Annotated in this window: 29 protein-coding genes; 24 read left to right on the top strand and 5 right to left on the bottom strand. The window is 39.8% G+C overall.

Annotated elements, in window-relative coordinates; all coding sequences use genetic code 11:
* Positions 1–237 precede the first annotated feature (237 nt).
* Positions 238–603, bottom strand: a complete 366-nt coding sequence (locus U0033_RS04445; protein WP_143150974.1) for a hypothetical protein — start codon at positions 601–603, stop codon at positions 238–240.
* A gap of 347 nt (positions 604–950) precedes the next feature.
* Here U0033_RS04445 and U0033_RS04440 point away from each other — a divergent pair, with 347 nt between their 5' ends.
* The 6 genes from U0033_RS04440 (at position 951) to U0033_RS04415 (ending at position 5,414) form a co-directional block, all read left to right on the top strand.
* Positions 951–2,411 carry an RHS repeat-associated core domain-containing protein gene (locus U0033_RS04440; protein ID WP_072366370.1) on the top strand — a complete coding sequence of 487 codons (1,461 nt, stop codon included), beginning with the start codon at positions 951–953 and terminating at the stop codon, positions 2,409–2,411.
* Positions 2,412–2,570: 159 nt separating this feature from the next.
* Positions 2,571–2,783 (top strand): hypothetical protein, encoded by a 213-nt coding sequence (locus U0033_RS04435; protein WP_143150975.1) that lies wholly within the window; start codon positions 2,571–2,573, stop codon positions 2,781–2,783.
* A gap of 5 nt (positions 2,784–2,788) precedes the next feature.
* Entirely contained in the window at positions 2,789–3,184 is a 396-nt protein-coding gene (locus tag U0033_RS04430; RefSeq protein WP_072366373.1) for a hypothetical protein, read from the top strand.
* A 310-nt stretch (positions 3,185–3,494) separates the two neighbouring features.
* Complete coding sequence (locus U0033_RS04425) at positions 3,495–4,103, top strand: hypothetical protein (protein ID WP_072366375.1); 609 nt, start codon at positions 3,495–3,497, stop codon at positions 4,101–4,103.
* A gap of 65 nt (positions 4,104–4,168) precedes the next feature.
* The gene (locus tag U0033_RS04420; RefSeq protein WP_322518515.1) at positions 4,169–4,495 is read left to right on the top strand and encodes a transposase; all 327 of its coding nucleotides are present in this window, start codon (positions 4,169–4,171) and stop codon (positions 4,493–4,495) included.
* A complete protein-coding gene (locus tag U0033_RS04415) occupies positions 4,479–5,414 on the top strand; it encodes an IS3 family transposase (protein ID WP_322518516.1) in 936 nt (311 codons plus the stop codon). The genes U0033_RS04420 and U0033_RS04415 overlap by 17 nt, the downstream gene beginning before the upstream one ends.
* Positions 5,415–5,720: 306 nt before the next feature.
* Here U0033_RS04415 and U0033_RS04410 read toward each other — a convergent pair whose 3' ends face one another.
* Together U0033_RS04410 and U0033_RS04405 are read right to left on the bottom strand one after the other, a co-directional pair.
* Positions 5,721–6,332, bottom strand: a complete 612-nt coding sequence (locus tag U0033_RS04410; RefSeq protein WP_143150976.1) for a copper resistance protein NlpE — start codon at positions 6,330–6,332, stop codon at positions 5,721–5,723.
* 2 nt (positions 6,333–6,334) lie between these two features.
* Positions 6,335–6,889, bottom strand: a complete 555-nt coding sequence (locus U0033_RS04405; protein ID WP_143150977.1) for a hypothetical protein — start codon at positions 6,887–6,889, stop codon at positions 6,335–6,337.
* A gap of 586 nt (positions 6,890–7,475) precedes the next feature.
* On the opposite strand from U0033_RS04405, the gene U0033_RS04400 reads away from it, so the two are divergent.
* On the top strand, positions 7,476–8,015 hold the full coding sequence (locus tag U0033_RS04400; RefSeq protein ID WP_322518517.1) for a hypothetical protein: 540 nt from the start codon (positions 7,476–7,478) through the stop codon (positions 8,013–8,015).
* 200 nt (positions 8,016–8,215) lie between these two features.
* On the opposite strand, the gene U0033_RS04395 is transcribed toward U0033_RS04400, so the two are convergent.
* Positions 8,216–8,824 (bottom strand): hypothetical protein, encoded by a 609-nt coding sequence (locus tag U0033_RS04395; protein ID WP_072366758.1) that lies wholly within the window; start codon positions 8,822–8,824, stop codon positions 8,216–8,218.
* A gap of 298 nt (positions 8,825–9,122) precedes the next feature.
* Between U0033_RS04395 and U0033_RS04390 the strand changes: the two genes are divergently transcribed.
* The 6 genes from U0033_RS04390 (at position 9,123) to U0033_RS04365 (ending at position 11,603) form a co-directional block, all read left to right on the top strand.
* Complete coding sequence (locus U0033_RS04390; RefSeq protein ID WP_072366756.1) at positions 9,123–9,401, top strand: hypothetical protein; 279 nt, start codon at positions 9,123–9,125, stop codon at positions 9,399–9,401.
* A gap of 13 nt (positions 9,402–9,414) precedes the next feature.
* A complete protein-coding gene (locus U0033_RS04385; protein ID WP_322518518.1) occupies positions 9,415–9,735 on the top strand; it encodes a LytTR family DNA-binding domain-containing protein in 321 nt (106 codons plus the stop codon).
* Between the two features lie 175 nt (positions 9,736–9,910).
* On the top strand, positions 9,911–10,483 hold the full coding sequence (locus U0033_RS04380) for a hypothetical protein (RefSeq protein WP_322518519.1): 573 nt from the start codon (positions 9,911–9,913) through the stop codon (positions 10,481–10,483).
* Between the two features lie 82 nt (positions 10,484–10,565).
* Complete coding sequence (locus U0033_RS04375) at positions 10,566–10,796, top strand: hypothetical protein (protein WP_143151027.1); 231 nt, start codon at positions 10,566–10,568, stop codon at positions 10,794–10,796.
* A 65-nt stretch (positions 10,797–10,861) separates the two neighbouring features.
* Positions 10,862–11,011 carry a hypothetical protein gene (locus U0033_RS04370; RefSeq protein ID WP_177318777.1) on the top strand — a complete coding sequence of 50 codons (150 nt, stop codon included), beginning with the start codon at positions 10,862–10,864 and terminating at the stop codon, positions 11,009–11,011.
* A gap of 145 nt (positions 11,012–11,156) precedes the next feature.
* A complete protein-coding gene (locus U0033_RS04365) occupies positions 11,157–11,603 on the top strand; it encodes a hypothetical protein (RefSeq protein WP_143151026.1) in 447 nt (148 codons plus the stop codon).
* Here U0033_RS04365 and U0033_RS04360 read toward each other — a convergent pair.
* Positions 11,586–12,155: a hypothetical protein gene (locus U0033_RS04360; protein ID WP_072366749.1), complete on the bottom strand. Its 570-nt coding sequence runs from the start codon at positions 12,153–12,155 to the stop codon at positions 11,586–11,588. The two genes, U0033_RS04365 and U0033_RS04360, sit on opposite strands and share 18 nt — an antisense overlap.
* Before the next feature lie 397 nt (positions 12,156–12,552).
* Between U0033_RS04360 and U0033_RS04355 the strand changes: the two genes are divergently transcribed.
* The 11 genes from U0033_RS04355 to U0033_RS04305 all read left to right on the top strand — a co-directional run bounded on the left by U0033_RS04355 (position 12,553) and on the right by U0033_RS04305 (position 25,712).
* Positions 12,553–13,104 carry a hypothetical protein gene (locus tag U0033_RS04355; RefSeq protein ID WP_322518520.1) on the top strand — a complete coding sequence of 184 codons (552 nt, stop codon included), beginning with the start codon at positions 12,553–12,555 and terminating at the stop codon, positions 13,102–13,104.
* Positions 13,105–13,333: 229 nt separating this feature from the next.
* Complete coding sequence (locus U0033_RS04350; protein ID WP_322518521.1) at positions 13,334–14,152, top strand: hypothetical protein; 819 nt, start codon at positions 13,334–13,336, stop codon at positions 14,150–14,152.
* Positions 14,149–15,918 (top strand): hypothetical protein, encoded by a 1,770-nt coding sequence (locus U0033_RS04345; protein WP_322518522.1) that lies wholly within the window; start codon positions 14,149–14,151, stop codon positions 15,916–15,918. The genes U0033_RS04350 and U0033_RS04345 overlap by 4 nt, the downstream gene beginning before the upstream one ends.
* Complete coding sequence (locus U0033_RS04340) at positions 15,887–16,519, top strand: ATP-binding cassette domain-containing protein (protein ID WP_072364207.1); 633 nt, start codon at positions 15,887–15,889, stop codon at positions 16,517–16,519. Before U0033_RS04345 ends, U0033_RS04340 begins: the two co-directional genes overlap by 32 nt.
* Positions 16,520–17,742: 1,223 nt before the next feature.
* Complete coding sequence (locus tag U0033_RS04335) at positions 17,743–18,087, top strand: hypothetical protein (protein WP_326980860.1); 345 nt, start codon at positions 17,743–17,745, stop codon at positions 18,085–18,087.
* 679 nt (positions 18,088–18,766) lie between these two features.
* Positions 18,767–19,357: a hypothetical protein gene (locus U0033_RS04330; RefSeq protein ID WP_072364205.1), complete on the top strand. Its 591-nt coding sequence runs from the start codon at positions 18,767–18,769 to the stop codon at positions 19,355–19,357.
* 419 nt (positions 19,358–19,776) lie between these two features.
* Complete coding sequence (locus tag U0033_RS04325; protein WP_177318689.1) at positions 19,777–19,917, top strand: hypothetical protein; 141 nt, start codon at positions 19,777–19,779, stop codon at positions 19,915–19,917.
* Between the two features lie 432 nt (positions 19,918–20,349).
* Positions 20,350–20,943 carry a hypothetical protein gene (locus tag U0033_RS04320; protein WP_072364204.1) on the top strand — a complete coding sequence of 198 codons (594 nt, stop codon included), beginning with the start codon at positions 20,350–20,352 and terminating at the stop codon, positions 20,941–20,943.
* Positions 20,944–21,771: 828 nt separating this feature from the next.
* Positions 21,772–22,050: a hypothetical protein gene (locus U0033_RS04315; protein WP_072364203.1), complete on the top strand. Its 279-nt coding sequence runs from the start codon at positions 21,772–21,774 to the stop codon at positions 22,048–22,050.
* A 305-nt stretch (positions 22,051–22,355) separates the two neighbouring features.
* A complete protein-coding gene (locus U0033_RS04310; protein WP_143150874.1) occupies positions 22,356–24,626 on the top strand; it encodes a hypothetical protein in 2,271 nt (756 codons plus the stop codon).
* Positions 24,627–25,712 (top strand): hypothetical protein, encoded by a 1,086-nt coding sequence (locus U0033_RS04305; RefSeq protein ID WP_072364201.1) that lies wholly within the window; start codon positions 24,627–24,629, stop codon positions 25,710–25,712.
* The last annotated feature ends 7 nt before the right edge of the window (positions 25,713–25,719 follow it).

Here is a 25,719-nt window from a genome sequence, read left to right as displayed (position 1 = left end):
GAGATTTAGATGTTATACACCTGGGGATGTTTTCTATTTTTATGGTGTAACCGTTCAGCGTAGTTATAATGTAAACGACAATTATGGAAGAAAGGTAAACTAAGCATTTTCAGGTTATGAGGCAAGATGTCAAACCGAGGTGCTGCTCCATGTGAATGTATACAACAACTTTGAATTACCGATGTTAATGGAATAACCGCGGCTGCCATATATTTTGACAGCCGGTGTTTTCCGATACTAAAACGGGTACATGGTGGAATACTCAAACATGTCTCCTAGTTTCTTTGTGCATTTTTTGTAGATCTGTTGCGGCAGACCGTTTGCAAGACTGACCCTCGTCATTTCCTTACATTTGAACTTTCCTACGAACACAAGCTCCTTATTATCCAGGTAGTCTGGTAAGGATAAATAATCACCGACAAAGTAAGCCCCTGCAAACTTGTTCTTGTCTGTATAAATCAGGAGAATGCAGTTCCCATGCTGCATGAGGCCAACAGGCTTAGAATAAGTTTGATAATTGACTATCTTATACGTATTCCCATTTTTTACGGTAACGCTGCCAAGGTACTTGATTGAATATTCTGTTTGTTGCTTGTCTTTCATATTGAATTCAAGATTTCTTCGCGGGATATTCTCCTTTAAAACCTTTTGAACTAATTTCTCCGGCTGCGATTGGCTACCAGCCACAAGGCTTAGCGAAAGGAATGATAAAATTAAGATGGATGTTTTCATAAACTATTAGAATACACTTATTCTTACGACGTGCTCAATCGCCTCAAAGGCGTGACAGCTAACAAAGGTCTGGATACCTGACCAATGCCTGGACGAATGCATTTACCGCGCTACCTGATTTCCAGGAGAATATTAGCTACGATGGAAATGGCAATATTCTAAAAAACAAAAGAAATAGTAATAACTCTATTGCGGGTTCTCCATTGGTGATGGACTCCATGATCTACAATTACCGTCCGGGAACCAATAAACTGACCTATGTAAAGGATACGGTAAACTGGGCCCGATATGGGAATGATATTGATAACCAGGGATATGATAACTACAAGTATGACAGTGTAGCTAATATTGTATCCGATCGCAGGGCAGGTGTTGACAGTACCAGGTGGAATGTCTATTGCAAAACATCCACAATCTTCAAAGATGACAGTACAGCAATCGTCTATACCTATGATGTAACCGGTAACCGGATCAGCAAGGCAAACGATACCACCCAAACCTGGTATATGCGAGATGCAAGGGGCAATATCCGGAGTGTCTATACTTATAATGATACCTCTGTCAATAAAGCACAGCTCAGTCAGATTGAAACGAATCTGTATCGCAGTAGCCGTTTAGACATGAACACATTGGCAATCAATGTACAGGATCTGACAACTCCTACCGGAACAAGGATGACCGGACTGGGCGCAGGAAAAAATGTTACTTTTATAAGAGGAAAGAAGTTCTTTGAATTGACAAACCACCTGGGGAATGTGCTGGCTACTGTGTCTGACAGGAAGCTGGGTGTATCTCTCAATAATACGACTGTAGATCGTTATAATGCAGTTATAGTCAATGCGCAGGAATATTATCCCTTTGGTATGCTAATGCCGGGTAGAGGTGGTCAAATTGGCACGGGTAGGAATATAGCAGGTAGCATTATCAGGAATGGGGATACGATACCGGTAATACCGACTGTGATTCAGCGTACGAATAACCTGCCAGCGACGTATATGGCAGCAGCGACCATTAGTCTTGAAGATGGGTTTGCGAGTGGAGATAGTGATGAGTTTACGACGTTGATGGTAGATCAGGCCAATGCGGATGCTGGTAGTGATAATGGGGTGAGTTATGGGATAACAGCGAAGGGGTATAGGTATGGTTTTAATGGGAAGGAGAATGATGTGGAGACGGGATGGCAGGATTATGGGATGAGGATTTATGACCCGAGGTTGGGGAGGTTCCTAAGCGTAGATCCTTTAACGAATAGTTTTCCATGGTATACACCATATCAATTTGCAGGAAATAAACCTATTTGGGCTGTAGATTTAGATGGAGCTGAGGAATTAATACCGATGTTTGGTATAGAGCCACCAATGTTTTCTGTTAACGAGGCGATTGAAACAGGTGTTGATGCGGGGGCAAAAGTAGGTGGAACATATGAAGGCGCCGGATTAGGTCGGGCGCTTGGTAATATGCAAATTGATCGTATAGGTTTATGGCAAGAGTTACCATTTAATTGGACATCTTTTGAACCTATGCCTATATTGCCAAGGATTCCTTTTTTGAAGAATCCGGATGCAACATCGGTATCGGAATCACAAGCTAATCCTAACACGGTACCACAGCCAAAGGCTAATCCAACGCGACAATTTGACCCAAGGCAATCACCTACTAAGAAAGATGAGAATGAATAAGATTCATATATACATAGGGGAGGTGGTTTTACTGATGCAAACTTTACACCAAGGCGAGGTAAGGACGATAACTATTATGATTCTAAAGGGGGACTGTCAACGTTTAAAGATCCTGTTGCTGCAACAATGGGCAGTGGTGGTAAAGTACAAAAGTTAAGCGTGAAAAAACTTAAAGCTCTTGGTTTTGAACTTAGTGTTGAAGGGTCGCATGTTGGAATCAAACCTAAAAGTGAAAGGGCATTAAAAATATGGGCAGCATCCCGGCCTGATGTTGTAGCAAATAAGCGTCAGGCACATATACTGGCTAAAATATTGAAAAAAGCAAGGGTTGAAGAGATTCAAACTGCCCCTTCTGCTGGAAAGAAAAAGTAATATTTATGGACTCGGGAATTGTAAAGGTAATAGAAGAAGAGGTTAAATCTATGTCTGTTTTTTTACAAAGCAGCCTGTCGGGAATAAATGGCGTCTCTTTTAGAGAAGAGCAACATTTAGGAGACAGTAGGAAAGAGTATGTTTTTGAATTAATTGTTCTGAAATATGCAAATGAAGATGACTATGGGCCATTACTAACAATTCGCTTAGAGCTGAAAGATCTCTATGAATATGAATTAGATCTTTCAGTCATTAGAAGTTTTGGAGAAATGTTAGCTCAAAGGATATTAAATTATACAGAAAAAACTGTGAGTAGTTTAGATATACATCAGGCTTTTTATGATATGGTGTCTGCGTTATTAATCGCATTAAAGAAGGAGTATTTAAATATGTTAGATTGACTTGATTTTATATCAATAATTACTGATAAAACGCCCCCCCGGTCGTCGACCGGGGGGGCGTTTTATATGCATGTCTAGCTTTAGCATCGCGGAGGAACATATCGAGTAGTTTAAAGGCATCAGATTTATCCTGGGCATTTAGTTTTTGAATATCCATTATCCTATCCAGAATAGTCTGAAGGATAAAGTCTTAAGACGTGATGGAGCTGGCAAACGTTCACATATTTTCTATGACACAAGAGATCCTCGCCGTGTTAAGCAGTTACAAGAAAAGAATAGTAAGAATATCAAAAAGGAAAAATAAGAAGTTATGAAGTATGTAATGATAGTGGTAAGCTTTCTTCTTACTCAATCAGGAAATTACAAATGCTTGGAAAATGGTCTACAGGATATTATTTCCCAACAAATTAATTGTACTTCCATTGACTATAAAATAAAGAAAATTGGGAATGATTATTTATACATTTTAGCTCAAGACGACATAAAAATTTACTTGTCAAAAAAACCTGATTTTGATTTTATTCAAGTGAAAAATAGCAAAGTACATATCCCGAGAAGTGGAAATTTTAGGAAAGTGCTGTTTGATTTGGAAGGAGTGAGTTGGTTTCGCTATGATGGGAATAAGTATTATATATTGTCAATGAATCCGCTTGTAGGAAAGAGTGGATTAATGGAGAATATCGTAATGAAAGTAGGGAATGGTGTTTGCGTTGTGTTTAATGGTGTAAATTACAATGATGATTTAACAACTAGCATAGGGATTCATAATAATGAATTGTTTTTACTAAATCAGCGTAGTGATTCAATTCAATATTTTGGGTTAAGAGAAGGCTACTTTCAGTATGACTTACAAAGGTCCGTTAAATGTAAATATGATACAGCGGCTAAGGTTTGCATTCCCGTTGGATATACTTGGTGAGCTTTATAATACTCCCCGAAAAACGGACAGTAAGTTTAAGTGGAAAAACATCTTAAATTTACAATATGAACAAGGGAAGAAGAAAGTTCAATGCGGCGTTTAAAGCGAAAGTAGCTATCGAAGCCTTAAAGGAACAGCTGACATTAGCAGAGCTGGCCGAAAAGTATGATATACATCCTACTCAGATAACGGAGTGGAAGAAGCAACTGCTATCAGGTTCAGAGGATGTGTTTGATCAGGGTAAGAAAGCAGGCGTAGCGGCCTCTGATCATCAGGAAGAAAAAGACGAACTATATAAGCAAATCGGTCAGCTCAAGGTAGAGGTTGACTGGTTGAAAAAAAAATCTGAGCAGGCATTTGGGAAGAACTGGAAAGATGGCTTTAGTAAATAAGGAGGACAATGAGCTCAGTATTGTACGTCAGTGTCAATTGCTGGAAGTATCTCGTAGCAGCCATTACCATGAGCCCAAAGGAGAAAGCAAACAAAACCTGGCGCTGATGGAGCAGATAGACCGTCTGCATTTGGAACATCCTTATTTTGGAGCAGAGCGCATGGCAAAACATTTGAGTACACCAGAAGTACAGGTTAATGTGAAGCGCATAAGGCGATTGATGCGAAAGATGGATATTTCTGCCATATATCCCGCTCCTAATACAAGTGAGGCATGTAAGTGGCATAAAACATATCCTTACCTGCTTCGGAACCTGAAAATTGATCGGAATAATATGGTTTGGAGTATGGATATAACTTATATTCCAATGCCGAAGGGTTTTATGTACCTGTGTGCGATTATAGACTGGAATAGCCGCTATCTGTTATCCTGGACACTCAGCAATACTATGACAGTGGAATTTTGTCTGGAAGCGCTTGAAAAGGCCGTTTCTATTTATGGAGCACCAGAGATCTTAAATACGGATCAGGGCAGCCAGTTTACCAGTGAAGACTTTACAACAGCTGTATTAGGTGCTGAAATTCGCCTAAGCATGGATGGAGTAGGACGAGCCACTGACAATATCGCAATCGAAAGATTTTGGCGTAGCATCAAGTATGAGAATATCTATCTCAATGCTTATGATAGTACACTGGATTTATACAAGGGAATTCACAGGTATGTGGAATTCTACAACTGGGAACGAAAACATCAAGGCCTGGAATATAAGACTCCTGCTGAAGTTTATGGAGCAGCTGATAAGTTATCCACATATCCACAGATATCAACAAAAAGAAAAAAAGAACCAAAAAAAGAAAAAGGTTATAATAGTAGTAATAGATTTGATTCTTTAATTAATAATTCACCTATTGCTGTCTAATAAATGGGGAGTATATAACTTAGTTATATGTTTTATTAAGTCAATAGTAATTTGATGGTGATCTAAGATTTGAATAACAGAATTTATTTGATCCTTAGTTCCAGTATATCCTTCTATTTTCATTAGTCAGGCAAATCAATTCTCCATTTACTGGTTTGGCATTTGGTGGAAGTTCACCCAAATATGCCTGTTGTCTGATATCGTTGGCTTGCTCTAAATGTGCCCGGCTGGTAGAATTTTTTGAGTAGCCCATAAGTAGCTGGCATTTATTTTACCAGCTACATGATTTGCAATTTCTCAGTTCTATTAAGAGCCTTTACGGTGCATCTTCATTGGGAAAATGAAATCGGGACAAATCATTAATTCTTTAGTTTTTGCCTTTAACATTTGCCTTTTACCTTTTCCAAACCGACTTTTGAATTCTTTATTAGGCATTTTTAAAGTATAAACGAGTTCATGTGCAATTAATAAAGCTCTTGTTTTGGATAAATTTTTACGATCGAATATTGTCTGTCTTTCAAATTTTAAATCGCGAAAAAGTATTTTCCTCCCATTCTTTTTGATAGTTATTGTATCATTGGAAATAATAGGAAAATAATAATGTGGAGGATAAAGTTGGAAATAGTGCTTATCTCGGTTGTATACCTTGAAAGCTTCATGATAGTCGTCAAATACAGCCTTAATTGTATCAGACAAAACGATTGTGTTTTTTGAGTTTGTTACATATCGCCATTTCCCACAATAATAAAATTCATTACAACAGAAATCATCTTTCATTATAAAGGATGAATCTTTATTGAATGTTAGCGTAACTTCCCAATCGCGCAAAGGTTTTATTGTAACAAATCGTCGATCCGTTATTTTGGATGAGCAGGATGTGAGCACTAATAATAGTGCAAATATTATTAAGATTTTCATAGTCATTTGGTATAAATAGGTGTACCGTTAGGCAGAGTTATACGTTTTATTAAGTCAACAGTAGTTTGATGTCGATCTGAGTTTTGAATAACATAATTTAATTGATTGTTAGTTCCCGTTAATCCTTGAACCTGGTTATTTAGATAATTAAGTTCTTCTTTTAAGGGTTCGACATTTGGTGCAAGTTTACCCGGAAAAGCATATTGCCTAAAGTAACCAGGCTGGTTAAGTTGTGCCAGGCTTGTAAATTTCTTTGAGTAGTTCGTCGTGACTTTTTCATTTTCTAAGCCCCCAATTATATCTCCCTTTAATGCCTGAAAACCATGTTTCAATTCATGCAATGCATTACCTAAATTCCCAGGTATAAAATGCATTGTGATTCTAAATAAATTGTCTGCCGCTGGTAATTCCAGTTCCCCATTTACTTTCTCATCTGGAAGTAATGAAAATGTATAATCAGGACTATCTCCCATTTTGATTAATGCTATTCCAACTTTACTTAGAACTTCAAGCCGCCAGGTTAATTCATCGACTTTTTGTTGCTCTTCTTCATTCAAAATACCAATAATAGCGGTGTTCCTATTCCGGACATTCTGTGCCTTGCAAGTGGGTGGCTCTGCGAAATTGCATTTTGTGCAACGGTGCATAGCAGGGATAGGAACAATAAAATTTGTTTCATCTAAGTGCTACTATAAATATGGAAACGGGTCAGGGATGGTATAGGATATCATCAGAGAACCAATGGTTTACGAATACAGGTAGTTTTTAAAATTCATGACAATGTTGATGGTATAAGGAAAACCCAGTCTATGGCTGGAATTAAGGGTAAAAGTATTTATTGTTGGAGAGAAATGTTATAACACAGACATGGGATTAATGAAAGATTTATGATAAAAATACGAACAATGGAGTGGTGTGATCTATTGGGTGGCCCAGGATTCCATCTGTGCTAATTCCCTATTGAAAGAGGGGCTTTGTTTTAATCCTTCATATAGCCATAAGGATATGTAAAGGGTACTTTTATATCAATTGGATATTGAGGTAGGCATAAAGTAATGAATTAGTACTTATTAAATGTCGTTGTCGGGTAATATTCCAGGCGAAAATCTTTACCTTGCAGTATAACCCCAAAAATTGTTTGTTATGGCTATTGTGAAGGATAATATTTTGCTGCAACTCGTGCGGGGAAGCCTCGGCGGTCAGCTTACGATTTACGAAAGGAACGGGCAGATTATCATGGCGAAGAAGCGTGGTCCGTCAAAAAATAAACCGTCAAAAAAACAGTTAGAAGCCAGGTATAAGTTGCGCGTAGCCGCGGCTTATGCGAAGGTGATTTTGGAAGATCCGGAGCTGAAGGCTTATTATAAGTCAAAGGCGGGTCCGGGGCAGAATGCGTATAATATGGCGGTAAAGGATGCTTACAGGTCGCCGGAGGTGCAGGGTATTGTGTTTGAGGATACGACGGTGGTGGTAACAGCGAAGGATGAGTTCAGGGTAGCGGAAGTACAGGTAAAGGTGTTTGATGCGGCGGGTGAGTTACAGGAAAGAGGGATGGCGGTGTTAGGTCGCAATGGTGTGGATTGGTATTATAAGGCGGGCATGTTGCCGGTGGGTGGGAAAGTGGTCATTGTGGCGGTGGATTTGCCGGGGAATGAGACGGTGAGGGAAGTGCGGTTGGAGTGATTGGTGGTGGTGAGTATGCAGGAGGATGAACGGTTGGAGCGATAAATTGTGGCGGTGGATTTGCCAGGGAATGAGATGGTGAGGGAAGTGTGGTTGAAGTGGTTGGTGGTGAGTATGCCTGAGATGTACGATTGGAGTAGCCAATGATGGTGGCAAATTTGACTGGGAATGAAACGGTGAGGGAAGTTCGCCTAAAATGATTAAGTATTGACGCAGATGATTTTTACCGCCTTGCAGGTGGCAACCGTAGTCTTATTGTTTGAAAATGCAATCCCTATAGCGATTAGCAGGGAACAGGTATTGTCTATTTCCAGATGGATAGGCGCTGTATCCTGCGTAAGCCACTCCGTACTTTGGCTCACACTGCTTGCAGTGAACGCCTGAAAATCTATGCTGACACCCAGGAGGAAAATCTTATAATATAAAGATTGTGCGGGCCAATTGATTGCCGGTTGGGGGATGGAGATGCTTATTTTGTTATCTACGGATGTGATGATGTCGGCAGGCAGATATTTTTCCAATGGATGATCCGGATCGAATGCATAGTTCTCAAAAACTTTTAAGTGTTCATGTAGAATCTGTCTTTCACCAATTGGGTGACAGGTATCTGCATGTATAACCTGGTGGAGAATGAATTTTGAAAGCCGGTAAAAACGCTGCCGGTCAGGAGCCATGAATGCTGCGCAAACCCGGATCAGTTTTGCCGCACGGATGGCAGTGGTGAATTCAGGGTTTATGGTTCTTTTGTTTGGTTTTTTTGATGTTTTTTTGGGAGGGTTTAATGGGAATATTTTATTTTTTGTTGTCATGGTTATTTTGAATTTATAGAATGATGAATGCTTAAATTTGTATGCCCGATTAAACCTTTGTAAAAGGCTTTGGCTGGATATTTCAAAGGAATTATTTCCTGTTTATTGTTATGCGTACTTTGAATTTATAAGGCGATGAATGCTTAAATTTGTATGCCCGATTACGCTTTTATAAAAGGCTTTGGATGGATGATTCAAGGAAAATAATCTCCTGTCTCTTACATCGAATTCTCAAAACAATCAATGCTTAAATTTATACACCCCAACTTACAATTATAAAGAATAAAATTACCGGCTATTGAACAATGACAAATATGAAAAATTTGGCAATCTTGAGAAATTCACTCCTGATGGCCAGTACGCATATTTATTCCACGAGGTGTTAAGAGCCAAAGCGCTAACCGTGATGATAGATGATTCTTCATCTACCGCTTACAGGTTGCTAAAAGACGCAAAGAATGCCCTGGGTAAACCGTCCACTTATAAATTGACCCTGGCGGAGTTTTGCGCTTACTACAAGGATCAGCGGCCCGAGTGGTTAGCCTATCGTTTTTGGAAATACAGGGCTGAGGAGTAAATAGATTTCAATTATGCATGAAGACATTTTTATTCGGAAAACCAATGGGGTATTCACGAAAGTGAATAGTCGTGACATGGTATTGCTGGAAGCCTGTGGTGGCTGCGTGAGGATAGTCACATCAAGCGTCGCTTACCTGGTAAACAGCACCCTTGCACAGTTAGAAGAAATATTGCCTGCAGCGCATTCTTGCAGGGTAAACAGGTCTTATGTAGTGGGGATGGATTATGTGATGGAATTTAGCATGGAGACAGTTTTTATATTGGATAAAGAACTTGCATTAGGGAAGACTTATGCACCGCATTTTTTCGAAAGAATAAAGGTGATCCTCTAATCTTCATCCCTCTATTTTCGATCGTTCAATCCCCATTTATCGATTCGCCAACAGATTTTCTATTTACCGGTTTATTCCTTTCTTACTATTGCAATCATACAGGCTGTGCCTGGGACGAGAGAGCGGCACCTCTTATCCCACTGTATACATTCCTCACATTTTAAAAATTAAAACAATGGCAAAATCAAATGCGATGGTCTGGAGGGAGACTTCCGGTACAGTTGGGAAAGAGTTGACCATCACTAAGAAAAGGTCTGGAAGCATCCAGATCGGAAAGCATCGTAGGGGTAACACGGTAGACCCTACGCAGAAGCAGCTCAACATCCAGAGCAGATTCAAAATGGGCACTATCTATGCCAAATCCATTTTGAAGTTACCCGATATCTATGCTTTATACAAGGCGGCGGCCGTGAAAGCAAAAAAGGACCAGTCGGCCTATAACCTGGCAGTAAGGGATGCGTTCATCGCGCCAGAAATCAGGAATATCACGACGGCTTTATACACCGGTGCTATCGGTAGTACGATAACGGTCAGGGCTATCGACGATTTCAGGGTAGCTGGTGTGAAGGTGTCTATCACGAATGCTGCGGGAGTGCTGATCGAGCAGGGAGATGCGGCGATGCATGCTAACGGCTTAGACTGGGTATATGTGGCAACCGTGCTGAATGATGCGCTGAAAGGTAGTGTGATTACTGCGATTGCGAGAGATCTACCCGCGAATGAGACGGTGGCGGATGTTGTGTTGTAATGTTTCCTGGAAATGAATGTTTGAACCCCCTGTTGTTAAATGTCGTTGCCTCCGTTCCCGGGGGCAACTTTTTGAATTAAAGGTGACGGGAGAACTCAATATAATCAAAGTGAATCTTTTAACAGCTAAAGCAGGCGTTTATTCATCAAAAGAGTTCGCCCCTAGTCTGGATTATGCAGGAAAAGATGGCGTTAACGTTTCACAAGGAGGCTCAATATTAGCTGAATTACCCTTCATACCAGAAACTCCTTTTGGAAAGCTCGCCGTCGGTGGGGCGTATGAGCATAGCTTTTATGGGCCGAAGATGACATAAGAGCTTATGATTATAAGCAGGATTATGGAGTTTACGTGGTAGTCCCTGTACCACAACTTACAAGTATGAATAATCTGGCAGATAAGGCGAAAAAGATGGAACAAAAAGGGATGAGTATGACTAAAACACCTAAATTTTCAGATAAAATAGGTAAGAATAAACAATTCTATGGAGTAGATTTGGGGATAGGAGCTGTTCATTGGGGGGGATGTTAATTTGAAATTAGGATTTAATAAATAAGACATTATGAAACGATTTTTTTGTTTGAGTTTTTTTTTAATACTTAGTTGTTCAGGAGTAATGTTAACTATAGCTAAATGTAAAACAAGGAATATAGATAGTTCGAAATCTCGTTTACATATGGCTGAATTTAAGGAATATGGATTTAAAATAGGTTACCCTGATGAATGGAAAAGGGGGAGCGAAGCAAATGTGTTATCGGTTTGTAAAATGAATTGCAAAGAAAGTCAGGTGTTTTGTCCCAAAATCGTATTAAATATTGTGGCCAAAAAGGAAGGAGCCTTATTGTCTAATTATGCCGATTTTTTTCTGAAAAAAGTAAAAGAGAAGTTGAATGATATGCACTCACTAAGCTCTCAAACTATGCTGGTTAATGGATACCAGTGCACGATATTAGATTTTCGAATGAGCGTAAGTGGTACGAATTTAGGCTCAACTAACGGTATTATTGATCTGGGTAACTTTATATTGTTTGTAAATTGTATGGGTGATAATGATCCTGTTGGAAATTACAGTCAATATCGGGCATTATTCAGCCAGGTGATTAAATCAGTTGCTAAAATTTAGTTTGGGCTTCCATTGAGTATCAAATGCTTTCATTTCTCTGGATAGATTTCCTAGATTGAAATTGATAGTACCATCATTAGTTTCCGTTGTACATATAGTAACATAAATAAGCATACAAAGGAAGCTAATGTTGGTGTCGTCATCCGCAACCACCTGTAATCTATCAGCCTCGCCAAAAGTTATTGCCTGTTTAATGTAATAGGCAAATTGCAATTGATTCTTAAAAAATGAAACTTTGTTTCCTTTGTGAACTATTATTTCGTAAGTATCATTGTTGAAATCAATTTCATAATGAGGAGCTTTTTTGGTCTTATAATACATGAATAGATTGTAAGTGTCGTTATTGTCAGAAAATGAGATTCGGAATTCTTCATCTGGAGAAAATGAAAAGAAGTAAGGCTTTAATCTAATTTCGGCAATGGTATTTTCATGTAGATCGAAAAGCTGCCATTTATAGTGTAATTTTTCAAGTCTTCTGCCGCCGAAAAATACTAACACATCGTTATCGCAATATTTTACCATGTTAAAGTTGTAATTCACAATTATTTTCATGCAGGTTAGGATTTTGGATTATTTAGCGCCAAAAACATAGGATGGAAATATTTCCATCCTGTACGAATGTATTCAAATATAGCAATAAGATTTATGGTTGTAGATTGAATAAATGACTAATCAAAATCATCAACTAGTAACTCAGCCATCAGAAAATTAGCAAACATAAATCATTAGATATGATACAGCGCTTAGGGTATTTTATCCATAAATGGGGATATCTGATATCAGTCGCAATAGGAGTTATACTTATTATAAGTACAATTGGTCTGGATATAAGAGGCGTAACGGAGGTTGAGTACTATGATGAAAGCAGGTCTCATACTGTACTCCCTATGCCAATAGAAGCTAATTACTTTGTAGGTGTACTAATCATTTCATTTGGAATTAAGAAGGAGTGGATATCAGAACTTCCGGTACAGTTGGGAAAGAGTTGACCATCACTAAGAAAAGGTCTGGAAGCATCCAGATCGGAAAGCATCGTAGGGGTAACACGGTAGACCCTACGCAGAAGCAGCTCAACATCCAGAGCAGATTCAAAATGGGTACTATCTATACCAAATCCATTTTGAAGTTACCCGATATCTATGCTTTATACAAGGCGGCGGCCGTGAAAGCAAAAAAGGACCAGTCGGCCTATAACCTGGCAGTAAGGGATGCGTTCGTCGCGCCAGAAATCAGGAATATCACGACGGCTTTATATACCGGTGCTATTGGTAGTACGATAACGGTCAGGGCTATCGATGATTTCAGGGTTGCTGGTGTGAAGGTGTCTATCACGAATGCTGCGGGAGTGCTGATCGAGCAGGGAGATGCGGCGATGCATGCTAACGGCTTAGACTGGGTATATGTGGCAACCGTGCTGAATGATGCGCTGAAAGGTAGTGTGATTACTGCGATTGCGAGAGATCTACCCGCGAATGAGACGGTGGCGGATGTTGTGTTGTAATGTTTCCTGGAAATGAATGTTTGAACCCCCTGTTGTTAAATGTCGTTGCCTCCGTTCCCCGGGGGCAACTTTTTTTGATAAAAAGGAAGTTTTTTCTGACAAAAGGGAGTTCCACTTATGGTACTATTCATATCCCTATTGAGTTTCAGGGGCGATAGTTCCACTTATGATACCCCTTTATACTTCAGTGGAATATGAAAACTTTGCAGCTGAATTAAAACTACATGCCATGAAACAAACACCAGGTTTTACCGAAACTTTATTATCAACAGCACGTACAGCCTTGTCAGATAACATTCCTTTGTTGGAAGAACTCCTCTCCGGGATGGAGTTCGGGGATATCGTCCCTGGTGCGATCCTGGAAGTGGCGCGAACGGTTGATGTGCCGCTTTATCGAACCTGTTATATGATAGAGCTGAGCGGACAGCTGCTGAATATTACCGGGAAAAGCAGGGAAGCTGCTGAAGAAGTTTTATACAGCATGAATTTTAACAACAAAGGATTCCTGGAGTATATGAAAGGGGTGTTGAAGGAAAATATTTATGCCTGCGAAACGTCTTATCAACAATTATTACAGGCCAGAGGGTGCTTGAAAATAATTTACCAGCGATCGGAGCTGCCGGGTTTTCATTACGATTCCAGGCAACGCTCAGTAAAGGTGTTTATGCTTGACTGGCTGGAGCATGAAATTGATTACCTGGAGGATAAAATCAATTATTCCTCCGTGTTATTGCAGTATGAGGGCGGCTGTAAAGTGAAGTTGAATATTTCTGTTAAGGAGCTGGCTGTTCTTTTGGGGCTGCTGATGAAAGATGACATGATACAGACTGACAGTGAGATTGAAATAGTGGAGTTCGTTGCCAGGCATTTTGCTACGAAAGACCGGGCGGAATTGTCAGCAGAAAATCTGCTAAGATATATGCACAATCTTCCGGCTGTTCCGGAACCTATCGGTCGCGTATTGCTTTCTTTTATTCGTCTGTTCAATATTGAAGAGGAGGGGGCAGCGGTAATGGATCCTTCATTTGAAAACGGAAAATTGCCATGATTACAACATTATCTTCTGAGGAATTACATCATGTGAAGACAGCGATGTTGGCAGAACAGCGTGAGAGAGCGGTGATGGGAGAACAGGGGGAGAGAGTGGTGTTGGGAGGACAGGGGGAGAGAGCAGTGTTGGGGGAACAGGGGGAGAGAGCGGTGTTGGCAGGCAAGGTGCAGCGCCTGGGTAATGCGTATTTAGGGAATGAGGGTGCGCATATCAATTACATTCATCACCTCAATTCCTTCTGGAAATGCGTTGCGAATGATTCCCGGTTGCGGCCTAATCATATCAGTTTGTACATGGCACTTTTTATTACCTGGAATGCTTATCGGTTCCGGCATCGTTTTCCGATCAAGCGCGAGCAGGTGATGAGGTCTTGTAAAATTGGATCTGCAAATACGTATACGCATTGTTTGAAATGGTTGCATAAGTGTGGGTATATTATTTATTACCCTTCTGGCCGTCCATATATTCCCTGCACCGTGAGTATTGCGGGGGTTGCGGAGGAGGCGGGGAGAAAGGGGGGATTGGCGGTGGTGGATATGGGCGGAGATGTTGGAAGTGATATGGGTGGTGAAGGTGTGATACGTGCAGTTGTTGGTGTTGATAGGCGCAGAGGCAACATTCATAGAGACGTTGGAAGTGATATGGATGGTGAACGTGTGATACGTGCAGTTGTTGGTGCTGATGGGCGCAGAGGTGATATTCATAGAGACCTTGGAAGTGATATGGGTGGTGAACGTGTGATACGTAGAGATGTTGGTGCTGATAGGCGCGGAGGCGATATTCATAGAGACGTTGGAAGTGATATGGATGGTGAACGTGTGATACATGCAGTTGTTGGTGTTGATAGGCGCGGAGGCGACATTCATAGAGACGTTGGAAGTGATATGGATGGTGAACGTGTGATACGTGCAGTTGTTGGTGTTGATAGGCGCGGAGGCGATATTCATAGAGACGTTGGAAGTGATGTGGGTGGTGAAAGTGAGATACGTAGAGATGTTGGGATTAATATTCGTAGAGGTGTTGGAATTGAAATGCCTGCCAGTGCCGAAACTGATATACGTCCGGGTATTGAAACTGGTATCCATACAGGTACTAAAACTGGCACTCATACAGGTACTAAAACTGATACAAGCACAGATCTCAAAACTGATACCCATACACGTACTAAAACTAATACAAGAACAGATCTCAAAACTGATACTCATACACGTGCTAAAACTGGTACAAGCACAGATCTCAAAACTGATACTCATACACGTGCTAAAACTGGTACAAGCACAGATCTCAAAACTGATACCCATACACGTACTAAAACTGATACAAGCGCAGATCTCAAAACTAATACCCATACACGTACTAAAACTGATACAAGCACAGATCTCAAAACTGATACCCATACAGGTACTAAAACTGATACAGGTACAGTCGCAGAATTGCGACACAATTATTTAAACAAACAAATAGTCTTTAAAACGGAGGGTAAACAGGCACCCGCAAAAAGAAATGATTTATTCATTTCAAAAAAAGAAAAGCCAACAATAGAGGCCGTCCTGGAATGGTTTGCGCAAAGAGAAGTAACATCCCGGGAGGCCCGGCGGTTTTTTTATCACTATGAGGCGATCAGCTGGACCCTCAGTGGGCAGCCGATAATGGATTGGGAGGCCGCGGCGGCTAAATGGTCAGAGAATATAAAACCAAATAAAAATGGGAAATCAGGAAAATCTCACACCAATGTCACAAGGTCCTATAGCGACCCCTTATGATTATCATTTTCTGCTACAGTATGTCTCAAAACTGAGGAAAGATATGTTTGGGCGTGATTTCATAATCGATGATGTTGACAAGCCGGTTATTACCAAGCTGTTAGCCTATTTCCTGAAAGACAAGACCGTAGCAGAAGCGGAAGGACTGGATCTGAAAAAGGGCGTCCTGCTGATGGGGCCAACGGGTTGTGGCAAAACTGCGATCATGAAGATCATGAGTAATTTTTGTGCGGCGAAGGATCGGCTGGAGTTTCGTTCAAGCAATGAGGTGGTATTAGATTTTGACACGAGAGCGTATGAAGCGATTATCCAATTTACAAAAAAGTCTTTTTACTCAACCGGGCATCCTCGTGTGTATTGCTTTGATGATTTGGGTTTGGAGCCGGATGGACATCATTATGGTAAAAGTGTGAATGTGATGAGAGAAGTGCTCTTATCCAGGTATAATTATTTTATATCGCGGCGAATGATAACGCATGTGACTACGAAATTGTACAGTGAGGAGCTGGGAGAGAGATATGGGGAGCATATTCGCAGCAGGATGCGGGAGATGTTTAACCGGGTTTTATATGTGGATAGCTCGCCGGATAAACGGCATTAGGGCTAAGGTGGATTAGTGTTTGTGAGGGATTTTTGGGAGAGTAGTTTGTCAGTCAACGAGAGGTGAAAGGGCCCGGTAGTCGTGCCGGGCCTGATATTGCAGATGTGATGGTGGTGAGATAGTGGGAGATGGGGAGGTAGGAGATGAGTTGCGCTGGTTGATTTGGTGGGGGCTGATATGGAGACGTGAGGGTGATCTTGTAGTGGTGGATTTATTAAGAGATAAGGAATGGAACTCATGGATTTGCGGATCTGATATTCCGATGTTTTAGAATTGGGTTTAGGGAATAAAAGCATATGGACAGCTAGTGTTATGACTTGCGCTGGTATTCTTGCCGGTGCTAATATTGAAATTTTTGCCGTAATGGGTATGAGAAGAAATATTCAAATTTTTACCGTAATGGGTATGAGAAGAAAATGTTTTGAATTGAACGGACTAGGACATTGTTGTTAGAGCTCATTGCATAAATAGGTATTCCCAGCTGATAATCAATACATAAATAGTAATTATGAAATGAGTTCTGGTTTAAGCTTCGCTGATATTGAAAATAACATAGTGAATTAGTTGTTCCTGGATAAATGATGTTATGACCTGCCCTGGTATTCCTACCGGGGCGTTTAAAAAATATTTTCATGGCGGATGGAATGCCTGGGTATTTTATTAGCCTGATTTACAAAGTGCATTATGGTTAATAGGTGTTCGATGGTAAGGGCCTGGTAATCCTGCCGGGCCTGAATTAAAATATTCTTAGTGTTACATAACGGGTATGCCTATTACACTTTTGTTTAAATTTTTTTAGGATAAAAAATGGATATGTGAAAGTGGTCGGTATTCTTATAGGGCCTGATTATAAATGATTTACCAGGTTACCTGGCGAATCTATAAAAGGGCCTGGTATCCCTATCGCGACCGAATAAAAATATTCTATTTGGGTTAAAAAGGTCAAGATGTAAAAGGGCCTGGTATTCTTACCGGGCTCAATTTCAATAGCACTCATATGCATATATTTAGAATTATCTCCACTGTACTCCCGGCTGCAGTCAATTATTGTTATTTCATATATTCCTCACATTTTAAATTTGCTATGATGAATCCTGTACTCATTCCACAAGTGGTGACGACCGATTGCATATGCATCCGTGGCCGGGTGTATCGATGATTCGACCGGGTGCAATGGTCGTCTTGTTAGTAAACCCATTATTAACGACCACATTGTATCCTCCATGAATATTCACTTTAATTTGCAAATACAACTCGCTGCGTTCTGGAAAACCCGGATGTCAGACAGGAACATAAAGCCTCATCATGTTATGCTATATATCAACCTTCTGTTGAAATGGCAGGAACAGGAGCATAACCTGGTACTCCACATTACGTCTTATGAAATGTGTAATGAATCCAATCTTGGAAGCAGGAGTAACTATTTCCGTTATATGAGGGAGCTCCTTGAATGGGGCTACATCAATGGTTACCGCAAAGGTACCAACGGAGCAGTAGTAGAGATGAAATTCCTATACAACCCTGCAGACGGGCAGATTGTACCCTTACCCCGTACAAAGAGCAGGTAGCAGGGGGATGAGGATGTTTGGAGCTGTAATGGAAATATAGAAGTACAAGGTTGCTTCCCGGGTGGTGCCGGGAGGCAACCTTTTCGTTTTTGATGGGATGACTATGGGAGCTGTTGGTGTGTTTTGTGGATGGATTGAAGGTGGCGTAGAGCGGCAAACTTTTACGTACCTACGAAGAATATGTGCTGGTAATTCATTGATCCGAATCGATCAGGGCGCAGCAATGAAGGAAGGCAACTCTTACATTCAGACTGATATTTATCATTGAAATATAAATCAATAGTACATGTTTGTGTTATTTACTTTTGCCATCTCTTATTCTACATTTGTCACTGGTATCTATATACGCCGATGTTAAGCCCTTGCAAAATATTGATATTCCTATAATTTTATGTGCATTAACTGTTAGCTTAAATCCTCGTAATTTTATTGTTATACCTGGGAGCAGTCAATAAGAATGCTACTTTTATTCCTTAGAAATGGATGCCCTTATTACCTATTGCGGGCGGATTGTTTGTGTAATGATTTTATCGTTACCTGTCTACCCGGTGCATACCCAGTCAGGGTTCAGAGGTACCACTACCCGCAATTGATAATACAGAAGTTAAAAAGCCAGATTCGTTTTTATAATTACTGTGTCCAGAAATTTGATAAAACAGCTGAAAATAAAACTAATTAAATGAAAAAAGTACCAATAGTTACTTTACTTTTTATAGTTATATGCTCTTCACTGGCTCTTGGGCAGGGCAAACTTGTAAAAGAATATGCTTATACCAGTCTTACGCAATGGGGAGAGCCTATGCCGATGACTGTGTACTATATTATAGATTCAGCAAATACCATTTTACATCATCAAAAAACATATTACCGTCTAACAATTGCAACAGACACATCCGGATATACGGGTTATATCGCTTTGAATCTAAAGAAAAGGAAAATAGAATTTATTAGTAAATACTATAATGATAAAAACTATGATTCATTAACCCACCGGATGAAAGTTGGGATACCAATTTTCCAATTTAAAACTGCTCATACTCCTAAAATATACTATGCAGGCTTTTTGGGGGATTTAATTAAAGTACACAGTAAGGAGATGCTTGATGAACATGGCTCAAAATGTTATAAAATGGAGTTGGATCAATTTGGTCCAATTCCAAGTGAGAATATAGTTGTTGGGAGTCTTATTTTTTGTGATTTATCGGTATATCCCGAATATATCAATTTTATTGATCCATTTGCTGGTAGCGTAAAATGTATGGCAAAGTAATCTCCGTATTAGGAATATGTTTACAATTCCGAACGACTCATTTTAAAAGTATATTAATGAAAAATGGCCCGGATGAGGAGCTCAATCCCTTGAATTATACAATGTACTACTTATAACGCCAGGAATTTATGTACATGAGAGACGCCTCAGGGATTACTCAGTTCACAACAGATGATAGTAATCAGTTTTTTGGAAAGTTTTGCATCATTTACCTGGAAGCGGTGGAGGTTTTGTAGTTTGGGGGAAATAACGGTTTTATTAAAGTATAAATATATATTGTATGACACTTCGGGATATAATTGCTGGAATCGACACGATCGATAGAGACTTAACTATTTATTTCCAAGACCTATCTAATCCTGCATCGGAAGCAATTCTCCTGGAACAGGATGAAGATGGTAGTATTTTAAGAACATACAATGGACAAGAGTACCATTTATTTGCTTGAAGTATTTTTGGCAAAAGAAATTATGGACGATTTTGTTGTAACCCAGGGAAGAAAACCTTCTGTCGAGGAAGCGCTAAATTGGGTTTATGACTATGGCGTTAATGATGGTTGATGCCTATACCACTTATTTAAAAGCTGAAAAGTATTATTGGGGAGATTAGATTTCCAGGATGAACTAACGTGTCCTTACTATAATTCAATTCATTAATGAGAATTTCACGAAAGAACCAGACTTGAACTATATGGTACTTGTTACTTGTAGGGATTGCGAGGTTGGGCATTTTTAGTATAAGCGTTAAGGATCGTTTCGGAAAACATCTATAGCGTAGAAATGAATGATAATTTTTCAATCAATAATAGTCCATTAAGTATTACCGCTGTTTGGAATCACCTTAAAAGAGATTGTGTCAGAAGTTGGCGCATTGTTCATTGAAAATATTGTGTTGGGAGAATTAATTAGGACAGGATATAAAGATAATATTACCTTGCAACCATATTATTCTACAGGATTTCAACTTAAATATGATTATGATGCAAAAAAGGAATGAAAACTATCTCAAAATTAGGGAATGATTATTATTTATTTGATAAAAAGATCCTAAATTATTCCAACAAGATCTTAATTTATATGAAAATTTGGGCATTAATACTAAGTAGTTTATTCGCTTTCTCCATAAATGCTAACGCACAATCTTATATTTTTGTTGATAGTTCAACGCTGAGACAGTCATACCTTAAGACGGAAGATATTAGTTTACAGGAAGACTTTTTTGTCATGCTAATAATCGCTGATGGTAGCAAGAGCTACGCCAAATTAATTAGGAAGGGAAAGGAATATTTTATTGAATCTAAGAAAGATGATGGCGAAAAATGTTTAATGAAAATAGAGAAGGAACTGCCCCTTTTGGATTCTTTTCATATACCTAGTTACGATTATTTGATTATTAATGGTAAGGAAGTACATCATTATTTTGATATGCTAATAATGGGAAGTAAAAATAGTTACGCAAGCTTTATCCCTTACAATTCAAGTATTTATTTGAACAGAGACTGTATTATTGACCTTGGTGGTGATATTGCAGCTTTATATGAGATTTTTGAGGAGGCTTATGCATATTTTGAAAAAAATAAGAAGTAATAGATACATCATAATTGATATTTACCTGACACAAAGAACAATCAATTCCTTCCACTTCTAAAAGTGTCTCAGACCGATTTATTATGCAAATATCGATTCTCTTGTATTTTATAAATTTTGCTGCCTTTAGAAGTGACATGTAGGATAAACCTACTGGATTGGCCTCGAATGACAATTCCTGATCTCCTAAGAAACTAATTTCAAAATTACCGAGCATGCTTTGATTTTATAATTAAAATGTTTTTGGCAAGGCTTGCCCAAGAGGCCCACGCATGTATATTTGATAATGTGAAGATACCAAGGATCTTTCAATATCTAATGCAGTTGCCCTGTCTGGTGCTTTGAACAATATCTTGTACCCAATAAGTAAATTTGGCCACCGGCTTCTGTATTCAGCTAACTGGCTTGCTGGGCGGCTACTTCTGCCATATTTCGTATTATAGGCCTGATCTGAAATGCTATATTTTATCGTTACATATCCATATGCAAGAGATACATCTGAAATAAAAGATGTAATTATGATTTATCCATCAGGCCTAAAATACCGTTGTATTTTAGGTGTTGTTAGCGCAACTGTTCCTGAACTCTCAAAAGCTCCTTTGCTACAATGAAAAAGATTTTACGATCCATAGCCTATAGTTTAATTCATTAGATATTAACTTTGTACACAGAGATAAAGGACAGTAATATGGTTTAATGGCAAAAGAGCTGTGGCTCCTTTGCTGCTGCTTTGAAAAACTTTAATATGAATAAGCGTACAGCTATTATTATAATCGTTTTTTAATTGGGGGCGAATAATGGTTTTATTCAAGTAAAAATATAGACAGTATGATTCTTCGGGATATAATTGTTGGAATCGACACAATAGACAGGGCCTTAACTATTTATATGCAAGATCTATCAAATCCTGCATCAGAAGCAATTCTCCTGGAACAGGATGAAGATAGCAGTATTTTAAGAACATACAATGGACAAGAGTACCATTATTTACTTGAAGTATTTTTGGCAAAGGAAGTTATAGAAGATTTTGTTGTAATCCAGGGAAGAAAACCTTCTATCGAAGAAGCGCTAAAGAGGGTTTATGACTATGGAGTGAATGATGCTTGATGCCTATACCACTTATTTAAAAAGCTGAAAAGTATTATTGGGGGGATTAGATTTCCAGGATGAACTAACGTGTCCTTACCTTTCTCCAATTAGTAATAAAATATGCTTAATAAGTTTTGTAATTAGTTTTTATTCTATGATTTTACGCCATCAATCCATTTTAACCGTATCTGTCAGTGAACTACCTTAACCCTTTTTCTTTGATCCAAAAAGTATCTATGTCATAATTAAACCCATTCGAGAAAGCTCTTATACCCGAATACCTATAAGGTCGTATTCCCAATCACAACTGCTTAATTAACAAGTTGAAGTATCTATACATAATATTATTCTTCCTTACCGCAGGGAGCCTGGATACCTATGCTCAATTACAACGTAGTACCTCGTTGCCTGGTGCCCCTGGTAAAGGTTCCATAGTTGCATTTCCTCGTGGTATTAAGCAATCTTCCGGCGAAGTGTTCTACTTATTAGCAACAGATACCGCTGGAAATATTAATCTGGTACCATTACACGGCAATCAGCACTATGATTCAGTTGCCAGGCCTCGCGACCCACGCAAGCCTTTCCTGAAGGTGCATGGAAATGTTATCTATGATTACTACTATCAATCCGGCGTTGATACTCCCTATCAGCAAAAAGATATTTATCAGCATACTGTACAAACTTACCTCGACTTTACTATCAGAGATCAGTACCCGGTACGTGTTGGGTTTACTACTGCAAGAGGGAATTCAACCCTGTTCCGAAATATCACTGGCCTGAATATGCAATATACCAGCAGCGACTTTAAAAGCCTGCTATGGGAGAAATTGCAAAAATGGGATGTATCCCGCTATACAAAGATGCAGGATCTGCAATACGAAAAGCGCTCCCTCGATGCCGAAGCTTTTAAGCTAAACCAGCTTAGAGTCGATATTGATGGTCCTGCAGCCATCCAACGGCGGGTAGAAGCAAAAGAACGGGCGCTGTACGGCAAGAAGCCTAATCTTAATCTGGATACATTACCACATCCGAACCTAAATCTGGTACTCAAAAATAAGCCCAGGCTGAAGTTATCATCCGACAGCTCATTAGAGGATGAATATGCTGCTAAAAGACGCCAAATAGATTCACTTGAAAAAAGAGTCAAAAAATTGGATAGCCTTTACCGATTACATCAATCCCAGATAGGCGATGTAAATGGAAGCCTGCTATCGAAACTTATGGCTAGTCGTAATAATGAAGAACTGACCGCCACATTGAAGGAGATGAATCTCCCTGATACCGTTTTGCCTAAAGGGTACAAAACCCTGCTTGCTATCCGGACGATTGCTCTGGGGCGAACATTGGTAGACTACTCTGAACTAACCGCCAAAAACATCAGCATTCAGGGAGGACAGGTGGAATATAACCCTTCCTGGTATGCCGCCGTCGCAACAGGTGTCATTGATTATCGGTTCAGGAATTATGTTGTCAATAACGATGGCCCCAAACAATACCTGTCATTATTCAAAGCTGGCTATGGCATGAAAGAAGGGAACCATGTGTATTTCACATATTATATGGGTAAAAGGCAGCTTTATAACCAGCATACCGATTCTGCTGGTTCCCGTTACCCAGACTACAACATCATAGGAATTGCCCTGGAAGGCCGTTGGCAGTTAACAAAAAACTTATTCCTTACAGGAGAAGTGGCGAAATCTTCTCTTCCATATTATCAGGCAGCTAAAGATGAGAGTAAAGCGCAAAGCCTGCTGAAGTTCAGTGACCGGAGAAATGAGGCCTGGTCTATTGCAGCAAACGCTTTCATCCCTGCTACCAAAACTAAACTCACAGGTACCTACAAGTTATTAGGTGCCGGTTTTCAGTCTTTCAGCCTGTATACTACAGGTTCAAAACAAATAGCCTGGAATGTAAGAATTGACCAACCTTTCTTCAGACAGCAGTTGCTCGTCACTGCAGCTATAAGAAAAAATGACTACACAAGTCAGTTCCAGCAGGCCAACTATAATAGTAATACCATCTTCAAAACCCTCCAGGCTACATTGAGAATAAAAAATTATCCGGTAGTCAGCATCGGTTATTACCCAAGTTCACAGCTTACCAAACTGACTGAGGGAGCCCTGGTGGAGAATACTTTCTATACATTAGTCGGTACAGTTAGTCATTTCTATAAGGTAAAGAGGATAACGATGAACTCTATGCTATCGTACACCCGCTTCTATAATAAGATGACTGACAGTAGCTTTGTCTACTTTAATACAAAGAACATCCTGCTCAATCATAGCATGTTCCTCGGACGCTTTACTATACAAGGCACCGGATCTGCTGCACTCAATAGCGACTATAACCTGTATGGCGCAGATGGTAATGTACAATATCAGGTACGTACCTGGCTGGATATAGGGGGAGGGGTGAAATACAGTTATCAGACAGTGTACGAACTTCGCCAGGTAGGCTACACAGCTAACTTTCGAGTGAATATTCCTTACTTCGGACAGGTTGAAATGATGGCAGACAAAGGCTTTATACCTGGCGCTCAAAGGCGGCTGGTTTCAAATAATACAGGCAGAATTACCTTTACTAAAATATTTTAAATGAGACATTTCATACTGATAGCCCTGGTAATGCTATCCTTACGCGCCACTGCACAAGTTAGTATGACAGTGCAGCTACCTCCAACCGGTGTAATGCAGAGAGCACAGTTGTGGAATATCCTGTTGGTGTCTGGATCTACATCTCCTATACTTGTACAGGTAGAGATACGTGTTACTGATGCCCGTACCAATCAACCAGTATTGACTGGTGCTTCCCGGACATTTGTGTTAAACAAAGGGGCGAAGCAGTTACAGGTAGGCGATGTATCGCCGGTCAGCTATGAATATTTATCTGCAGCTGCTGACCGTAGTGCAAATGGTATGCTCACAGCAGGGAGCTACCTTGCCTGCTATACCGTAATTAGGAGAATAGGCGACGCCTGGAGTGTAATAGGCGAAGACTGTATACCCTTTGCTGTAGAACCAGTGAGCCCTCCGATCTTAAATGCGCCTGCTAATGAAAGTATTGTGGAAGAGAGCTTACCGCAATTCAGCTGGTTGCCACCTGCTCCACAGGCAATCTTCAGTGATCTGAACTACGATTTTACCATTGTTGAATTGCGTAATGGTCAGTCAGCCGCGGAAGCAATACAACAGAATATACCAGTATATCGTGCTGCATATAACAAGAACATGTTTCTTAATTACCCCGCCTCAGCAGTACAATTAGACACCGCTAAAAAGTATGCCTGGACCGTCGTTGCTAACAATGGAAACCAGTTTGCTGCACAGGCAGAGATCTGGACATTTAAATTGAAGGGAGTGCATGCTGAAAAAATAAACATTGAAGAAGCTGCTTACGTACAGTTGAAAAGAGGATTGGATGCGCCACTCGTTACCTGTTCCGGTACCTTACAATTGAGCTATAGCAATGATCCGGGTGATAATACCGTGAAATACGAAATTATTAACCTGGATGAAAGTAAGAAGGTCGTGCAATCAGGAATGCTTTCTTTGAACCGTGGTCCTAACCAGCTCAAGGTGGTATTGAATAATAGTTTTACTACCGGACATTCTTACCTGTTTCATATCCTGAACGGAAGACTTGAATACTGGAATACAAAATTTATTTATAATAAAAAATAAGAGCCTA

The sequence above is a fragment of the Chitinophaga sancti genome (assembly GCF_034424315.1).
In the GTDB taxonomy this organism is placed as follows: Bacteria; Bacteroidota; Bacteroidia; order Chitinophagales; family Chitinophagaceae; genus Chitinophaga; species Chitinophaga sancti.
This window is presented reverse-complemented; position numbering and strand designations above follow the sequence as displayed.